This window comes from Polaribacter irgensii 23-P (assembly GCF_000153225.1).
In the GTDB taxonomy this organism is placed as follows: domain Bacteria; phylum Bacteroidota; class Bacteroidia; order Flavobacteriales; family Flavobacteriaceae; genus Polaribacter; species Polaribacter irgensii.
Genome location: NZ_CH724148.1, coordinates 2,667,334 through 2,684,792, shown reverse-complemented (window position 1 = coordinate 2,684,792; position 17,459 = coordinate 2,667,334). Strand labels below are relative to the sequence as shown.

Below are 17,459 nucleotides of genomic sequence, written 5' to 3'. Positions count from 1 at the left end.
GCCAAAGTCAAAACTATAAAAAAAAACCAGATGAAATTAGTAATTAAGAATCTAACGAAAACATACAAAAATGGTGTGAAAGCCATTGATGATTTAAGCATAGAAATTGGTACTGGAATGTTTGGTTTATTGGGTCCTAATGGAGCTGGAAAGTCTTCATTGATGCGAACGATTGCCACTTTACAAAGCCCAGATTCGGGTATTATTACTTTTGGAGATATTGATGTTTTGGAAGACAACATGTCCTTGAGAAAAGTGCTGGGTTATCTGCCACAGTCTTTTGGTGTATATCCAAAAATGTCTGCAGAAGAGTTGTTAGATTATTTTGCAACATTGAAAGGAATTTCAAATAAGGTGGAGAGAAAAGCGATTGTTAAAGAAGTTTTAGAAATCACGAATTTATACGAGGTAAGGCATAAAAATGTTGCTGGGTATTCTGGCGGAATGAAACAGCGTTTTGGCATTGCACAATTACTTTTAAACAACCCAAAGTTAATTATTGTAGATGAGCCAACAGCAGGCTTAGATCCGGCAGAGAGACAGCGTTTTTTAAATGTTTTGCGCGAAGTGGGCAGCAACTGTACGGTAATTTTTTCAACGCATATTGTCGAAGATGTTAAGGAATTGTGCAATGAAATGGCCATTTTGAATGGAGGGAAGATTCTCAAGCATGCTACACCGCAACAAGCTACAAAAGAGCTAGAAAATACTATTTGGACAAAAATTATTGAGAAAGATGATTTAGAGGAAAATATGAAGTTATACAATGTCTTATCTCGCAACTTTAATCCAAACAACACGCTAAATATTAGGGTGCATGCAGTAGTAAGACCTTCTGACGACTTTGTGGTGTCAGCACCACAATTAGACGACGTGTATTTTATAGCTTTAAAACAAGATGAGCCCGTTTTAACCAGTTAAAAGCAGTTCTTAAAAATTCAGAATTTTAACTTTTAATCAGATTTTAGTTTTACCGGCCTACGCACATTTCCTAATACTTCTATTTATGTTTTCAATTATTTTCAAACAAGAACTCAAATATTGGTTTAACAAGCCTGTATTTTACATTTATGCAATTATATTTTTGTTGTTATCATTTTTGATATCTGCAACAACCGCCGGTATTTGGGACGGTATTACAGGCACAACGGGATCTTCTCAGATCGTAAATTCTCCAATTAAGGTAAATGGCCTGTTGAATGCATTTACTGTTTTCATCTTTTTTTTATTTCCTTCTATTATCGGAGTTTCTATTTATCGAGATTTTAAAAGCGAAATGCACACGATACTATATTCCTATCCATTTACAAAAATGGATTATTTATTCGCTAAGTTTTTTAGTGGAATCGCAGTGGTCTCTATTATTGTTTTTGGAATTGCATTGGGAATGATTATCGGCTTTCGTTTTCCTGGCACCAATAGTGCTATTGTGGGTGACTTTAGTTTGATGCCGTATGTACAATCCTATATCGTTTACATTATTCCGAATGTGCTCTTTTTTGGTGCAGTAGTTTTTGCAGTGGTTACTTTTTCTAGAAATATAGCTGCAGGTTTTATTACGGTCATTTTATTATTATTTGTGCAAGGTGCGATTTCTAGTATTTTCTCAGAGCCAGAACATGCAACTTTATTAGCTTTTTTAGATCCTTTTGGGACTTCAGCTGCGAGTTATTACACGAAATATTGGACAGTATTTGAGCAAAATGAATTGCAAGTTCCTATTAAAGAACTTATTGTTTATAATCGGTTATTGTGGTTGGTTATCTCCTCTTTGATTTTTGGGTTGGTGTATAGATATTTTAAATTTAATCAAAATGCCGTTGTAATTTCACTGAGAAAAACAAGCGGAAAAAGGTTGATTAAAACAAATTTTAGTGGAATTACTAAAATAAAGTTGCCAAAAGTAACTCAAAATTACTCCTTTATTCAGAATTTAAAAACGATGTGGCGTTTGTCTAACCTCGATTTTAAATATATTTTTCGGAGTTTACCATTCCTCTGTATTCTTGTTGTGGGCGTATTATTGTTGGTGGGTACGTTGTTTAGTTCTGGCCAAATTTTTGGAACAAATACGCTACCAGTAACTTGGCAAATGTTAGCTGGTGGAGACGTTTTTAGCCTATTAGTTTTAAATGTTTGTACTTTTTTATACACAGGCATATTGGTGCAAAGAGCCAGAACGGCGCGCATCAATCATTTGGTTGATACTACACCGATACCAAATTGGACTTTATTGTTCTCTAAACTCATTGCTGTATTAAAAATGCAATTTGTTTTATTAGCGGTCATAATGGTTTCTGGAATGCTGTTTCAAATCTATCAAGGATATTTTGACTTTGAAATCGGTCATTATTTAAAGGAATTGTATGGTTTGAAGTTCTTGAACTATTTAATTTGGGCACTGTTGGCAATTTTTATACAAACATTGGTTAAAAATCAATATTTAGGGTTCTTTATTTTATTGATAATCGCGATTGGAATTCCGTTTTTATCGCTTGTTGGAATTGAAAGTTCTGTTTTAAAATACAATGAAGGTCCTGGTTTCAGCTATTCAGATATGAATGGGTATGGCTCTGCATTGTCAAGATATCTATGGTATAAGTTGTACTGGGTTTTAGGAGGTAGTGTTCTTTTAATTTTAAGTATCCTGATGTGGGTAAGAGGATTGCCAAATTCTTTTGCAGAGCGCGTATATATTGCAAAAGAAAGATTTACAGTAGCAAATAAGGTAAGTTTAGCGCTTGTTTTAAGTGCTTTTTTAAGCTTGGGGATTGTTATTTTTATAAAAACAAAGCCGGACAGAAAAAATTCAGCTTCTAAACAAGCAGAGTTAAATGCAGTACAGTGGGAAAAAACTTACAAAAGGTATGAAACTTACAAACAACCGAGGGTGGTTGCAGTAAATGCTGAAGTCGCTCTTTTTCCAAAACAAAAAACATATGAGGCAAGTGCCGTATTTACTTTGGTGAATAAAACAAACGAGGCTATAGACAGTCTCTTTTTAAATCACAATGCTTTAGAAAGTTCATTTGAATTCAACAGGCCAAACACATTAGTTTTGGAAGATACAGTATTTCATTTTGACATCTACGCGTTTGACAAGCGGATACCTCCTGGAGACTCTTTGCAACTTACGGTGCATGTTAAGAGCCAAAAGAACACCATGTTTGAGCGAAAATCTCCGATTATAGCGAATGGAACATTTATAAATAATGCGTCCATGTTTCCTACCTTAGGGTATACCTCTAGGGGAGAGCTAAGAGACAATAAAACACGAAGAAAATACAACTTAGCACCGAATAACCTACGTCCGAGTCCTTCAGACTCTACAGCTTTAGGAAATACGTATATTTCTAAAGATTCTGATTGGATTGATTTTGAAGCTACGGTATCAACATCAGAAGATCAGATCGCAATTGCTCCGGGTTATTTGCAAAAAGAATGGGTGAAAAACGGACGTAAATATTTCCATTACAAGATGGACAGCAAAATTTTGAACTTTTACGCGTTCAATTCGGCAAGATATGAGGTTAAAAAAGAGCTTTGGCAAGGCATCAGTTTGGAAATTTATTACCACAAGCCACATGCTTATAATTTGGACAGAATGTTTAAAGGGATGAAAGCTTCACTTGCTTATAATGCCAAGAATTTTAGTCCATATACACACAAACAGCTTAGAATTATTGAGTTTCCGAGAACTGCCGGTACTTTCGCTCAAGCTTTTGCAAATACAATTCCATTTTCTGAGGGCTTTGGTTTTATTGCAGATGTAGCAGAAGATAATGAAGATGGGGTTGATTATCCTTTTGCCGTTACAGTGCACGAAGTAGCACACCAGTGGTGGGCGCACCAAGTAATTGGAGCCGATGTTTTAGGCGCAACTATGTTGTCTGAAAGCATGTCTGAATATGTTTCTTTAAAGGTTTTAGAGCACCAGCACGGGAAAGCGAAAATGCGTACCTTTCTAAAAGAGGCATTAGACGGATATTTATTGCAGAGAACGGGCGAAACAAAAAGAGAAAAGCCGCTCATGTATAACGATGGTCAAGGATATATTCACTACCAAAAGGGGTCGATGGTTTTTTATGCTTTAAGTGATTATATAGGAGAAGAAAAGTTAAACGCAGCCTTAAAAGAGTACGTTCAAAAAGTAAAGTTTCAAGAGCCACCGTATACAACTTCTATTGAGATGTTGGAATATATTAGAGCAGTGACACCCGATTCTCTGCAGTATGTTATTAAAGATATGTTTGAAACCATAACGCTTTATAAGAATAGAATTGTGGAAGTGAAGTCTACAAAATTAGAAAATGATACCTATCAAGTAGATATTGAATTTGAAGTGTCTAAGTATAGAAATGATGAAAAAGGGAAGAAGTATTATGGAGAAAAAGTAGGAGATACTTTAAGTTATCAATCCGCTCAGATGAGCACTGCGCTTTTGTCGGTTCCTTTGGCAGATTATATAGATGTTGGTGTTTTCTCAGAAGAAGAAGTAGCTGGTAAAAAGAAAGAGAAGCAACTCTATTTTAAAAAGCATAAGATAACCCAAATTCACAATAAAATTACGCTCATCGTTGCTGAAGAGCCTTTGGAAGTTGGAATAGATCCGTTTAATAAATTAATAGATACCAAGTCTGATGACAATCGCAAGAAGTTCTAATTTATTTTGTCATTATAGGAGCTCGCTTTTTAAGCAGTTGTAAGAGAATGGTATGCAAGTGCAGGTATTTTTAGACTCGGACAATTAAACGAATAGAGAAACTATGAAATCAGTTTATGTCATGAACAATAGTAACAAAATAAATGTTATTTTTATATTTTAAATTCCACTACAAATGATATTTAAAAGACTGAAGCATGCCGTCCTAAAAAATAAATTTGATACTTTATTAGCGCAAACTGAGGTTGATCGAACCATTTCTTCATATAAAATTCAATCTGTTGGAATTATTACTTTAGAAGAAATTTCGTCAAAAATAGATTTAGAGCGTGAAATAGCCGCTGTCTTAGGTATTAAAAATGCAAAGATATACAGTTTTCGTAAATTTAGTAAGACGGATGTGTTTTCATACAAACACTTTACCGAAAATGACATGAGTTGGAGCGGGAGGTTTACAAACACTAATTTCCAGGTTTTTTTAGAGGAGCCTTTAGATTTGATAATTGGGTATTTTCAAAGGCATAATATTTTTTTAGAAACTGCTATATTACAATCCAAGGCGCATTTTAAAGTTGGTTTTTCGGGAGTAAATTCTCAGCTATATGAAATAGAAATATCGGAGAAAATAGAAAACACGATGGCTTATACTTCAGAGTTGAAAAGGTATTTGAAAATTGTGAATAAACTTTAAAATTAAACTTTCCTTTCAAAATTGTGTATTCTTCCGATCCTCTGATAAATCCATTCAAAAATCAATCTTAATAGTGTAGTTTTGTCCCTCTAAATAATCAGTACGATGCAAAAATTTGTAGGAATGGGAGTTGCTTTAGTGACCCCTTTTAAAGAAGATTTAAGTGTAGATTTTAAAGCACTCACACATTTGGTAAATTTCAATATTGAAAATGGAACGCGCTATTTAGTGATCAATGGTACTACTGCAGAAAGTGCCACTATTAGTTTAGAAGAAAAATTACAAATTACAGCATGTATTGTAGCGGCGACGGCAAATAGAGTTCCTTTAGTTTTAGGGATTGGTGGAAACAATACGTTGGCAGTTATTGAGGAAATAAAAACACTAGATTTAACTCATATTGATGGTGTTTTATCGGTTGTACCATACTACACTAAACCTACCCAAGAGGGGTTTTATCAGCATTTTAAAGCCATTTCTGAAGCTACTGAAAAACCAATTATCTTGTATAATGTTCCTGGAAGAACTGCAAAAAACATGGATGCGTTCACAACAATTCGTCTGGCAAAGGATTTTAAAAATATTGTAGGGGTAAAGGAAGCGGGCAATAATATGCAACAATATTTAGAGTTGTTAAAAAACAAGCCAGCTGGTTTTTTGGTGATTTCTGGAGACGATGATTTGGCATTAGGCATCACATTGGCAGGTGGAGCAGGTGTGATTTCTGTAATTGGACAAGCGTATCCAAAAGAGTTTTCTCAGTTAATTAATTGTGGTCTGAAAGGTGAAAATAAAGAGGGATATGCCATTCATTTTAGGTTGATGACCATTATCGATGCAATTTTTGAGGAAAATAATCCTGCTGGAGTAAAGACAGTGTTAAAAGAATTAGGAATTTGTGGCAATGAAGTTCGCTTACCATTGGTAAAGGCATCTGCACAACTTGGTGAGAATATTGCTAATTTTGTGAGCTCTTTTAAAGCTTAATGATCTCAAAAAAACGGGAATTTCTTTTTGTTTTGTTTGAAAAGTAACAACCTTACAGCGGTGAATTTAACTTTTAGGTTTGTTTTTAAAAGATTTTCGCAAAGTGAAAGTAACTGTATCAGAAAACCTTTTATTAATCCATATTTAATTACTAATTTTGCAAGATGCATAAATTTAAAACTTTAGCGTATTTTCTAGTATGTTGTTCACTTATGTATTCCTGTAGTGAATATCAAAAGGTATTGAATAAAGGGGCAACAGAAGAGCAGTATAAAATGGCTGTAAAAATGTATGAAACTCAGAATTATGACAAAGCGATTCGTTTGTTTGAGAAAGTCACACCTTCATACAGGGGAAAGCCTCAGATGGAGCGCATTGAATTTATGGTTGCACAATCCAATTTTAACGAAAAAAATTACAGCATAGCGGGCTTTTATTTTAATCGTTTTACAAACAACTTCACCAAAAGCTCAAAAAAAGAGGAAGCAGCTTTCTTAGCGGCGTATAGTTATAAATTAGCATCTCCAAGGTTTAGTATAGATCCAACAGAGACCAACAAAGCATTGGACGCTTTTCAAAGTTTTATTAATACATATCCGAATTCAGATAAAATAATAGAGGCAAACAAATACTATGCTGAAATTAGATCAAAGCTAGAGAAGAAGTACTTTGAAATAGCAAAAACGTACTACAAAACAGCTGATTATGATTTAAGAAATTACAAAGCGGCAATTCAAGCTTTTGATAATTTATTAGAAGATTTTTTAGGAACGAAATATAAGGAAGAAGCATTGTATTTTCAATTAAAAGCGGCACACGATTTTGTTTTGAAAAGCACTGATAGACGAAAACTAGAAAGAATTGAAAGTGCTGTAGAGGCGCATGAAAGGTTGCAAAAGAGCTTTCCAGAATCTATATATACGGAAGATGCAAACGCAATGTTAGCAACGTTACAAATCGAGAAAACAAGAATTGATGTCATCGCTGCAGAGCGTGAAACATCGCAAAATTTATTAAAGCAATAATTAACTAGAGATGGATTATAAAGAAACAAAAGCACCGTTAAGCACAATTACATACGACAAGAATGAAATTGAAGCGCCAACACAGAACATCTATGAAGCAATTTCGATTATCGCAAAAAGAGCAAATCAAATTAATTCTGATATTAAAAATGAATTAGTTGAGAAACTAGAAGAATTTGCTACGTACAACGATTCTTTAGAAGAGGTTTTCGAAAATAAGGAGCAGATTGAAGTTTCTAAGTTTTATGAAAGGTTACCAAAACCAACTGCAATGGCTGTTGAGGAATGGTTAAAGGGTAAAGTATACCACAGAACACCAGAAACAGAGTAATGTCTGTCTTAAAAGAAAAGAAAATTCTTTTAGGAATCACTGCAGGAATTGCAGCATATAAAACGGCTAGTTTGGTCCGTTTATTTATAAAATTGGGCGCAGAAGTCAAAGTTATTATGACTCCTGCGGCTAAAGATTTTATAACACCTCTCACTCTTTCTACTCTTTCGAAAAATCCTGTTCACTCATCTTTTTATCGTTTAGAAGATAAAAACGAAGTTTGGAACAATCACGTAGAATTAGGACTTTGGGCAGATTATATGCTCATTGCACCTGCCACAGCAAATACCTTATCAAAAATGGCAAGCGGTACCTGCAATAATTTGTTGTTAGCGACCTACTTGTCAGCGAAATGCCCAGTCTATTTTGCGCCTGCCATGGACTTAGACATGTATGCACATCCCTCATCCAAAGAAAGTTTGAAAAAATTACATTCTTTCGGTAACGTGATAATTCCCCCAACATCGGGTGCGCTTGCAAGTGGTTTAGAGGGAGAAGGTAGAATGGCTGAACCCGAAGATATTGTATCGTTTATAGAATACGATATTCTTGACAAGTTGCCCTTCAAAGGAAAGAAGATATTGATTACTGCGGGCCCTACTTATGAAGCCATAGATCCAGTTCGTTATATCGGAAATCACTCTTCAGGGAAAATGGGCTTTGCAATTGCAAATGCTGCAGCCAACTTGGGTGCGCACGTATATTTGGTCTCAGGACCTACAAATCAGCAGATACAGCATGCGAGAATTCATAAAGTGGATGTCGTTTCTGCTGAAGAAATGTATCTTGCTGTTCATGCGTGTTTTAAAGAAATGGATGTTGCGATATGTGCTGCTGCTGTAGCCGATTACAAACCAAAAATTACGGCCACTAAGAAAATAAAAAAGACTGCTGAACCGTTAGAGATTCAGCTAACCCCTACAAAAGATATATTGGCTTCTTTAGGTGTCCTTAAGGAGCACCAATTTTTGGTAGGTTTTGCGCTAGAAACAGACAATGCGCTAGAAAATGCAAAAGCAAAGCTAAAAAAGAAAAATCTAGATTTAATTATTTTAAACTGTTTGCAGGATAAAGGTGCAGGTTTTGCAACAGACACCAATAAAATTACTATAATTGATCAGAATTTGAACACTATAAACTTTGAATTAAAGTCAAAGTTGGCCGTTGCTGAGGATATTATGAATGAGATTGTTTTGAGGGTATTAAAATAATATGCTTAAATGAGGGGTTTATTTCCTGAAAGAAGTTTCGTTCTTAAATAATTAGAAGCCAATCTAATTTAAGAATTTATGCATAAAATAGCAGTACTTTTTATCGTATTACTTTCAGCTTTTCGCTTAAGTGGTCAAGAACTAAATTGTTTAGTTACCGTTAATTCAGAACAGATCGCTGGATCAAATAAACAGGTATTTTCAACACTACAGCGGGCGTTAAATGAATATATAAATCAAACTGAGTGGACGGATAGGGCGGTAAAACCAGAAGAGCGCGTAAATTGTGCAATGACAATTATTATTACTGCGAGAAACAACAATAACTTTTCAGCCACATTACAAGTGCAGTCGACAAGGCCAATCTACGAATCTAGTTATGCATCGCCAATATTGAATATTAAGGACAGCGATTTCAATTTTAAATACAACGAATTTGATCCTTTAATCTATAATAAAAATACTTTTGATAGTAATTTAGTTTCTACGATTGTATTTTATGCACATATAATTTTAGGGATTGATGCAGATACTTTTGCTTTAAATGGTGGAGAGAAAGAGTTAGAAGAAGCGCAGAATGCAATGTTGCAAGCACAGCAAAGTGGTCTTGCTGCTTGGCAAAATGTGGTTGGTAAGCAAAATAGATACGCATTAATTGATAATTTATTAGCGCCAAAATTGAAAGAGTATCGGCGTGTATTGTACGGGTATCATCGAAAAGGCTTTGACAATCTAATCCATTCAAAACCAAATGCAAAGCAGAATATTGAAGATAGTATTATTGCACTAGAAGAACTTTATAATAAAACGGTAGGTAATTACTTAATCCGATTGTTTTTTGATGCGAAATCCGACGAGATTGCAAGTGTCTATTCTGAGGTTTCTAAAACTAGGAAAAAACAACGTTTAATTGCAGTATTGCGAAAAATCTCTCCAAACAATAATTCGAAATGGAGAAAATTAGAATAAAATCGGAAATTTAAGGCGTCTTTAAGTTCAAAGGATAAGAAAATAATGGGCTATCTTCAAGGCCTTTATTTGTCTTGTTTGGAGTCTCATACTCAGTTTATATAGGAGTAAATATGGGCAGAAAAGATTATTTAATAGAGATGTTAGGGTATGAACTATATGTTGTTCTTCTTTACTTCTATATCAGTAAAATCCTAAAAGAAATTAGAAGACCAAAGTAAACTCGTCGATATCCCATAATTTGTTCTCGAATTCTAATTCAAACTTTGTTTAATAGTATTAAAATTTTCATTAATTTTATCTTCTAAAAATAAGCCAACTTGCTCACACAACTTTCTATCAATAATTACGCATTAATCGATCATTTAAGTATTGATTTCTCTTCAGGGTTATCTATAATCACAGGAGAAACAGGTGCGGGTAAATCTATTTTATTAGGCGCATTAGGCTTAGTTTTAGGAAATAGAGCCGATTTATCTTCTTTAAAAGATACAGCTACAAAATGTGTAGTAGAGGCAAAAGTGGCGATTTTAAATTATGATTTAAAAGATTTTTTCAACGCCGTAGATCTAGACTACGAAGCAGAAACCATTATCCGTAGAGAAATTCTTCCTTCGGGGAAATCTAGGGCTTTTGTGAACGATACACCTGTTACGCTGGCTGTGCTCAATGAATTAAGATCGAAGTTGATAGATGTGCATTCGCAGCACCAAACCATGCAATTATCAGATGCAAAGTTTCAATTTGATATTTTAGATGCATTGGCTAAAAATACAAGTCGATTGGTTACTTATCAAACAGATTTTATGCAGTTGGCGTTGCTTAGAAAGGAGTTACTAGTTATAGAGACTTCCCAAAAAGAAGCAAATCAGCAGTATGACTATAATTTACATTTATTTACAGAATTAGAAGAGGCCGCTATTAAAGTATCAGAACAAGCAGCGCTTGAAGAGAAATTAGATAAATTAAATAATATAGAGGATATTAAATTAAATCTATCTGAAAGTTTAGCGCTTTCTATAAATGAAGAAGTTGGCATTCAAAATTCGTTGAGTTCTTTAGTGTTTAAAATTTCTAAAATAGCCTCTTTTTCAAAAGAATATCTAGCTTTAGCTGATAGGGTAACCTCTGTTAAAATCGAAATGGATGATATCGTATCTGAATTAGAAAGTGCAAATGAAAATGTTTCCTTTGATCCAGAGGAGGCTGAAAAAATTAACGACCGATTGCAGTTATTGTACAACCTTCAAAAGAAGCATTATGTAAATTCAAATGAAGAACTGTTGATTGTTTATGAGGAATTATCTGACAAAGTGAGGCAGGTAGAGTCCGCGGAAAGTGATCTTCATCAGAAGAGATTAGAGATTGAAGCGGTTTCAAAAAAATTAGATCATGTCGCAGAAAAAATTTCAAAAGCACGGACAGTCGCAATTCCTAAATTAACAAAGGCATTGGAATTTTTATTAAGTGATTTAGGAATGGGCAATGCACGCTTTTCAATTAAAGCAATAGCTACGAGCTCTTATTTCACGAATGGTAAAGATACTTTAGAATTTCTTTTTTCCGCAAATAAAGGAGGTAATTTTGGGGAGCTTAAGAAAGTTGCTTCGGGGGGAGAATTGTCGCGAATCATGTTGTCTGTAAAAAAGGTTCTTTCAGAAAATATTCAATTACCCACCATCATTTTTGATGAGATCGATACAGGGGTTTCAGGAGAGGTTTCTAACAAAATTGCCGCCATCATGCAACAAATGAGTTCGAATATGCAGGTGATAGCCATTACCCATTTACCTCAAATTGCCGCAAAAGGAAGCAGTCATTACAAGGTGTATAAAGAGGAGATAAATGGAATAACAACTACTAATTTAAAACAATTGTCTGCTGAAGAACGCATTATTGAGATAGCAGAGATGTTGAGTGGAAAAGAGATTTCTGACACAGCACTGACGCATGCCAAAGAACTGCTGAATTAGGCATTATTTTGTGAAAGCGGCAAATAGGATAATAAATCGTTTTTGCATTTTAACGAAATAAGCAAGGTACCCGATGGCATGAAGGAAGAAAGCAATGCGATTAAGACTACAAAACAAATATCTACAAACTAAAAATTAATAAATTGTATAATTTACTAAAAGGGAAAAAAGGCATTATTTTTGGCGCTTTAAATGAGCATTCTATTGCTTGGAAGACAGCTGAACGCGCACATGAAGAAGGAGCGAAGTTTGTATTAACAAATGCACCAGCATCTATAAGAATGGGAGAATTAGACGTTCTAGCAAAAAAAACAGGTTCACAAATCATTGCCGCTGATGCAACCTCCATTCGTGATTTAGAACACCTTGTAGAGAAATCAATGGACATTTTGGGAGGTAAAATTGACTTTGTTTTGCATTCCATAGGCATGTCGGTAAATGTTAGAAAAGGAAAATCCTATACAGATCCAAACTATGACTTTACTACAAAAGGATGGGACGTGTCTGCAGTTTCTTTTCATAAAATGTTGAATGTGCTATATAAAAAAGAGGCTATGAACGATTGGGGAAGCATTGTCGCTTTAACGTATATGGCCGCACAAAGAGTTTTTCCAGATTATAACGATATGGCGGATAATAAAGCTTATTTAGAGAGTGTTGCACGCAGTTTTGGTTATTTTTTTGGAAGGGATTATAAAGTACGTGTAAATACAATTTCACAGTCTCCAACGCCAACAACAGCAGGGAAAGGGGTGAAGGGCTTTGATGGTTTTATTGCGTATTCAGAGAAGATGAGTCCCTTAGGAAATGCAACTGCCTTAGAATGCGCAGATTATACCATTTCTATGTTTTCAGATTTAACTAAAAAAGTAACTTTGCAAAATTTATTTCATGATGGAGGGTTTTCTAATATGGGAGTTAGTGATGCTGTTCTAGAAAATTTTGAGTAGTATTCTTTAAAAGTTGTGAGAAATTATTTCTTATTAAAAATTATAAAATGCACATCTGTATAGGTTTGCATTTTTTCTTTTTTTACATTTACTAACTCATTTTAAAATTAGCGAATTCTGAAACTTAACTTTTCCATAATCATTCCAGTGTTCAATCGTCCAAAGGAAGTGGAGGAGTTGTTAGAGAGTCTTGTAGCACAAACGTTTTTAGATGATTTTGAAGTGTTAATCATCGAAGATGGTTCAACTGAAAAAAGTGAGGATGCGATCGCTAAATATAAGAAACGATTGCGTTTACGATATTTCTTTAAAGAGAATAGTGGTGCTGGAGCAAGTCGGAATTTTGGGATGCAAAAGGCATCTGGAAATTATTATATTATTTTGGATTCTGATGTTATTTTGCCAAAACACTATTTATCAGAAATAAAAGAAATATTAGAAAGCGCTTTTACAGATGCATTTGGTGGTCCAGATGCGGCGCATACTAGTTTTACCACCCTACAAAAAGCAATTAATTATGCCATGACTGCTGTCTTAACAACAGGAGGAATTCGTGGAAAGAAAAGTAGTGTTGTAAAATTTCAACCAAGAAGCTTCAATTTCGGACTTTCGAAGGCTGCCTTTGAAAAGACAGGTGGGTTTTCTAGAATGAAAAATGGAGAAGATATCGATTTAACTTTTAGACTTTGGCAAAAAGGATTTGAAACGCAATTGATAGAAAGAGCATTTGTGTATCACAAACGCAGAGCTTCAGTTCAACAGTTCTTAGAACAGACCTATGGTTTTGGCACTGCAAGACCGCTTTTAAATAAAAAATATCCGCAAACAGCTAAGCTTACTTATTGGTTTCCTAGTTTATTTATTATCGGGCTGTATGCAAGTCTTATAGTAGTTTTCTTTGGGTATCCGCAGACACTTGGTTTCTACTGTTTATACTTTTTCACGATTTTTTTGGATTCCTTACTTCAAAACAGAAATTTAAAAGTCGCTTTTTTGAGTATTATCGCAACGTATATTCAATTTTTGGGTTACGGTTTAGGCTACTTAAAGTCTCAATTTTTGTCTAAAAATACAGGGTTTTAGTTAACCGACACCTTTCTTAAATATTTATTCACCTTTTTTGTATCGTTTGTGTTTCGGTAAAGGCCTCGATATTTGAGTTGCTGTTATAAAACTTTTTAAATTCTACAAAATGCAATGTGTACATTTTTTCAGCTATCTTAAGGAAGGTTCGTGATAAAGTTAGATTGCTATTGCGCTAATCTTTTGTTACTTTATTGTATTCATTGATCATGAAATATGCCCATACAACCACGCACACAATAACGAAAGCTGAAAAACAGAGTACAATTTTATCTATGGTCATTGTGTATGAGTTTTATATAAATCATTACGCCTAGCAAAGTGGGGGCCCAAAGTCCAATAAAAAGGCCACGAAGTCTATCTCCTGACAAAAAGAAATATTCTGCAACAATAATGATTACAACGCACAAGCTGAGCATTATGAAGTTGGAGATACCTAATTTTCTAATAAATTTCATGAAATTTTTATTTTTTATAAAAATAATTTAAATTCTTTCATTTTTAGAGTAATTGGAGTACTAAGTTTTAAAAAATAATTTTTTTTAATGGTTATTTAAGATTAAATTGTGAACCAGAACAATACAGCCTGCTTTTTTTTAATTGTAAATATCTGAATATTAAGTTTTTAATATGTATAAATACCAAACAACTTATTTCGATGAATAGATATATTCAAACACTCTTAATCGCATTTGCATTGGTACCTGTAGCTTTGGACTGTAGTGCTCAAGAAGTGCCACCTATTGATGTATTTTCTACTGAAGATTATGGGGGTGGAAATCAAAATTGGTCGGTTTCGCAAGCAAATAACAAATATATCTATGTTGCAAATAATAAGGGTTTATTAGAATATAATGGTTCCAATTGGGAATTGTATCCCACACCCAATGAAACCATCATGAGGTCTATAAAATGTATCGGTGATAAGGTATTTACAGGTTTCTATAGAGATTTTGGTTTTTGGAAAAAAAACAAACATGGTTTTCTAGAGTACACGTCATTGGTGAAAAAGAAGAGCATAGAGATGTTCGAGGATGAACAAATTTGGGAGATTATAGAATCAGATGGATGGGTATTATTTAAATCTTTGCAACGTATTTATTTATATAATCTTAAAAATAGTTCTTTCAAAATTTTAGAGGGTACTGGTGTGTTGGCTAAAATTGCTAAAGTAAAGGATGTGGTCTATTTTCAAGACATGGATACCGGTGTCTATAAAATTGAAAATGGAGCGCCTGTATTAGTTTCTAATGACGCAGTGTTTAAGGAAAATAAACTTACAGAAATTTTTTACAAAAAGAATAAGATCTTTTTTTTAACACAAAAACAGGGTTTTTATTTTTTAGAGAACAACAAGCTTAAACAATGGGATATTGCAGCAAACTTTTATTTACAGAGCAAAACAATTTACAGTGCAGAAGTGTTGGATGACGGAAGTATTATTTTAGGTTCAATTTCTAATGGTCTTATTTACTTAACAAGTTCGGGGGAGATAGATGTTCAAATAAATCAAAATTTAGGCTTGAGCAATAACACTGTATTAACTGTTTTTGAAGATATAGACAAGAATATTTGGTTGGGTTTAGATGACGGAATTAATCTTGTTAATTTTGATTCTTTTCTTAGAGTATACGTCAATCAAAAAGTTTTTTTAGGAACTATTTATACTGCTATTATTTTTGAGGGATCTTTGTATTTAGGAACGAATCAGGGCTTATTCTTTAAAGAATACAATACGAAAGATCCATTTAAACTTATAAGCAATACACAGGGCCAAGTATGGAACTTAAGGGTGCTTGATGGCACACTTTTTTGTGGACATGATTCAGGTACTTTTATCGTAAAAAATCATAAGGCGAATTTAATTTTTAGCGTCCAGGGAACTTGGGATTTTAAAAAATTGGGTGAAAATTTGATAATTCAAGGCAATTATGACGGTTTATATATTTTAGAGAAAGAAAAAAATACTTGGCGTCTTCGTAATAAAATCAAAGGTTTTACAAATTCAGCTCAATATTTTATTGTCGCGCAAGATGGAGATATTTTTGTAAATCACGAATACAAAGGTGTCTATAAACTAGAGACAGATGCTGCATATACAGTAGTATTAAAAACGGAAAAAGATACGTCTGTAGAAAAAGGAATTCACTCAAGTATTTTAAAACACAATAATGATGTGTTTTATGCGACTAAAAAAGGAGTCTATAAATACGACTTTGAAAAGAGTGCGTTTACTTTAGACAAGAGCTACAGCGCGCTAATACCTCAGGACATTTTCGTTTCAGGTAAGCTAATTTTAGATGGCTATTCCAACAAGTTATGGTCCGTGACCAATGCGGGTTTGCGGTTTTTAAAGCCAGGTAAATTGAGTGATAAAGCAGTGTTAGTAAGTATCCCTATTAAAAGGGCTTTATTTAGAGGGCCTGCGGGGTTTGAAAGCATTATTCATTTAGAAAATGAAAAGTATCTTGTTGGTACGATAACGGGGTATTTAGTGGTGGATTTAAATCAGATTACGCGCGCGAATAATTTAGAAATTAATATTACACACATTGTTAATTATGAATTAAACGAGTCTCGAGTGAATAGCTTCTTGCACAAAGATGTGAGTTATGAGAATAAGGATAATAATTTAAAATTTTTCTATAGTGTCCCTTATTTCGATAAAACTTCGAATATTTTATTTCAACACAAGCTTGAAGGGTATAATAGTAAGTGGAGTGCTTTTGAAAGTTCAAATTCTACTTTGTTTGAAAACTTGCCCTTTGGAGATTATAAATTTATGGTAAGGTCAATGGTAGCAGGGAATTTAACTTCCAATGTAGCAGCATTTAAATTTAGTATTGAAAAGCCTTGGTTTTTATCAAATATTGCAGTTTTTTGTTACGTCATTCTTTTTTTGACTTTCATATTTATTTGGTATGTTTTATCAAAAAAATATTATAATAATAAACAAGGAAAATTGCTTTTTAAGGCAAAAAAGGAATTAGAATTAAAAGAGTTAGAAAGTTCGCAGAAAATCATTAAACTAAATAATGATAAATTAAGGAGCGACATTGAAACCAAAAACAGAGAGTTAGCTACTTCTACAATGAGTATTATTAAAAAGAACGAATTTTTGAGTTCTATAAAAAATGAGCTTCTTGAGACTTCAGAAAAAGACTTTTCGAAGGTGGTTACTATTATCGACAAAAACTTGAACAATACAGACGACTGGAAATTATTTCAAGAGGCTTTCAATAATGCAGATCGAAAGTTTTTAGATAAAGTAACAGAAAAGCATCCCGGTCTAACGCCAAACGACTTGCGATTGTGCGCTTATTTGCGCTTGAACCTTTCCTCTAAAGAAATTGCCCCTCTTTTAAATATTTCTCCAAGAAGCGTTGAAGTTAAAAGGTATCGATTGCGTAAAAAAATGAATCTTAACCACGATGCGAATCTAGCGAATTATATTATTGAGATATAATCTTATTATAGCGCTTCTTAGAACCATACATTAACAATACAACGACCTTTTATTTTTATTTTTACGTCAATTAAATTTTCAAAAAAAAATAGATAACTTATTGTATTTTA

13 protein-coding genes are annotated in these 17,459 nt (G+C 33.7%); 12 read left to right on the top strand and 1 reads right to left on the bottom strand.

The genetic code is table 11. The features are described from left to right. The first annotated feature begins 30 nt into the window (after window positions 1-30). From PI23P_RS11900 to PI23P_RS11850, 11 genes are all read left to right on the top strand, one after another. On the top strand, window positions 31-921 hold the full coding sequence (locus PI23P_RS11900) for an ABC transporter ATP-binding protein (protein ID WP_004571124.1): 891 nt from the start codon (window positions 31-33) through the stop codon (window positions 919-921). Between the two features lie 85 nt (window positions 922-1,006). Then, window positions 1,007-4,663: an ABC transporter permease/M1 family aminopeptidase gene (locus PI23P_RS11895; RefSeq protein ID WP_004571123.1), complete on the top strand. Its 3,657-nt coding sequence runs from the start codon at window positions 1,007-1,009 to the stop codon at window positions 4,661-4,663. Between the two features lie 175 nt (window positions 4,664-4,838). Beyond that, window positions 4,839-5,354 carry a DUF6913 domain-containing protein gene (locus tag PI23P_RS11890; protein WP_004571122.1) on the top strand — a complete coding sequence of 172 codons (516 nt, stop codon included), beginning with the start codon at window positions 4,839-4,841 and terminating at the stop codon, window positions 5,352-5,354. A gap of 105 nt (window positions 5,355-5,459) precedes the next feature. After that, entirely contained in the window at window positions 5,460-6,341 is an 882-nt protein-coding gene (dapA, locus tag PI23P_RS11885) for a 4-hydroxy-tetrahydrodipicolinate synthase (RefSeq protein ID WP_004571121.1), read from the top strand. A 164-nt stretch (window positions 6,342-6,505) separates the two neighbouring features. Continuing rightward, entirely contained in the window at window positions 6,506-7,366 is an 861-nt protein-coding gene (locus PI23P_RS11880; protein ID WP_018942492.1) for an outer membrane protein assembly factor BamD, read from the top strand. A 10-nt stretch (window positions 7,367-7,376) separates the two neighbouring features. Then, window positions 7,377-7,697 carry a DNA-directed RNA polymerase subunit omega gene (locus tag PI23P_RS11875; RefSeq protein ID WP_004571118.1) on the top strand — a complete coding sequence of 107 codons (321 nt, stop codon included), beginning with the start codon at window positions 7,377-7,379 and terminating at the stop codon, window positions 7,695-7,697. Next, complete coding sequence (gene coaBC, locus PI23P_RS11870) at window positions 7,697-8,908, top strand: bifunctional phosphopantothenoylcysteine decarboxylase/phosphopantothenate--cysteine ligase CoaBC (protein WP_004571117.1); 1,212 nt, start codon at window positions 7,697-7,699, stop codon at window positions 8,906-8,908. The genes PI23P_RS11875 and coaBC overlap by 1 nt, the downstream gene beginning before the upstream one ends. Before the next feature lie 78 nt (window positions 8,909-8,986). Further along, complete coding sequence (gene porD, locus PI23P_RS11865; protein ID WP_004571116.1) at window positions 8,987-9,877, top strand: type IX secretion system protein PorD; 891 nt, start codon at window positions 8,987-8,989, stop codon at window positions 9,875-9,877. Between the two features lie 320 nt (window positions 9,878-10,197). Next, window positions 10,198-11,850, top strand: coding sequence for a DNA repair protein RecN (recN, locus tag PI23P_RS11860; protein ID WP_004571115.1), 1,653 nt, complete (start codon window positions 10,198-10,200; stop codon window positions 11,848-11,850). A gap of 143 nt (window positions 11,851-11,993) precedes the next feature. Beyond that, window positions 11,994-12,800 carry an enoyl-ACP reductase FabI gene (locus tag PI23P_RS11855; RefSeq protein ID WP_004571114.1) on the top strand — a complete coding sequence of 269 codons (807 nt, stop codon included), beginning with the start codon at window positions 11,994-11,996 and terminating at the stop codon, window positions 12,798-12,800. 117 nt (window positions 12,801-12,917) lie between these two features. Continuing rightward, a complete protein-coding gene (locus PI23P_RS11850; protein WP_026288485.1) occupies window positions 12,918-13,883 on the top strand; it encodes a glycosyltransferase family 2 protein in 966 nt (321 codons plus the stop codon). Between the two features lie 269 nt (window positions 13,884-14,152). Here the strand turns inward: PI23P_RS11850 and PI23P_RS12465 are convergent, their stop codons facing one another. Continuing rightward, window positions 14,153-14,341, bottom strand: a complete 189-nt coding sequence (locus PI23P_RS12465) for a hypothetical protein (RefSeq protein WP_081439197.1) — start codon at window positions 14,339-14,341, stop codon at window positions 14,153-14,155. Window positions 14,342-14,541: 200 nt separating this feature from the next. Between PI23P_RS12465 and PI23P_RS11845 the strand changes: the two genes are divergently transcribed. Next, complete coding sequence (locus PI23P_RS11845; protein ID WP_004571112.1) at window positions 14,542-17,349, top strand: helix-turn-helix and ligand-binding sensor domain-containing protein; 2,808 nt, start codon at window positions 14,542-14,544, stop codon at window positions 17,347-17,349. Window positions 17,350-17,459 lie beyond the last annotated feature (110 nt).

Excerpts from the sequence above, each read along its gene's own strand:
- PI23P_RS11890 (WP_004571122.1), top strand. The coding sequence starts at position 4,839 with ATGATATTTAAAAGACTGAAGCATGCCGTCCTAAAAAATAAATTTGAT.
- PI23P_RS12465 (WP_081439197.1), bottom strand. The coding sequence starts at position 14,341 with ATGAAATTTATTAGAAAATTAGGTATCTCCAACTTCATAATGCTCAGC.
- PI23P_RS11845 (WP_004571112.1), top strand. The coding sequence starts at position 14,542 with ATGAATAGATATATTCAAACACTCTTAATCGCATTTGCATTGGTACCT.
- PI23P_RS11900 (WP_004571124.1), top strand. The coding sequence starts at position 31 with ATGAAATTAGTAATTAAGAATCTAACGAAAACATACAAAAATGGTGTG.
- coaBC (WP_004571117.1), top strand. The coding sequence starts at position 7,697 with ATGTCTGTCTTAAAAGAAAAGAAAATTCTTTTAGGAATCACTGCAGGA.
- PI23P_RS11880 (WP_018942492.1), top strand. The coding sequence starts at position 6,506 with ATGCATAAATTTAAAACTTTAGCGTATTTTCTAGTATGTTGTTCACTT.
- PI23P_RS11875 (WP_004571118.1), top strand. The coding sequence starts at position 7,377 with ATGGATTATAAAGAAACAAAAGCACCGTTAAGCACAATTACATACGAC.
- dapA (WP_004571121.1), top strand. The coding sequence starts at position 5,460 with ATGCAAAAATTTGTAGGAATGGGAGTTGCTTTAGTGACCCCTTTTAAA.
- porD (WP_004571116.1), top strand. The coding sequence starts at position 8,987 with ATGCATAAAATAGCAGTACTTTTTATCGTATTACTTTCAGCTTTTCGC.
- PI23P_RS11895 (WP_004571123.1), top strand. The coding sequence starts at position 1,007 with ATGTTTTCAATTATTTTCAAACAAGAACTCAAATATTGGTTTAACAAG.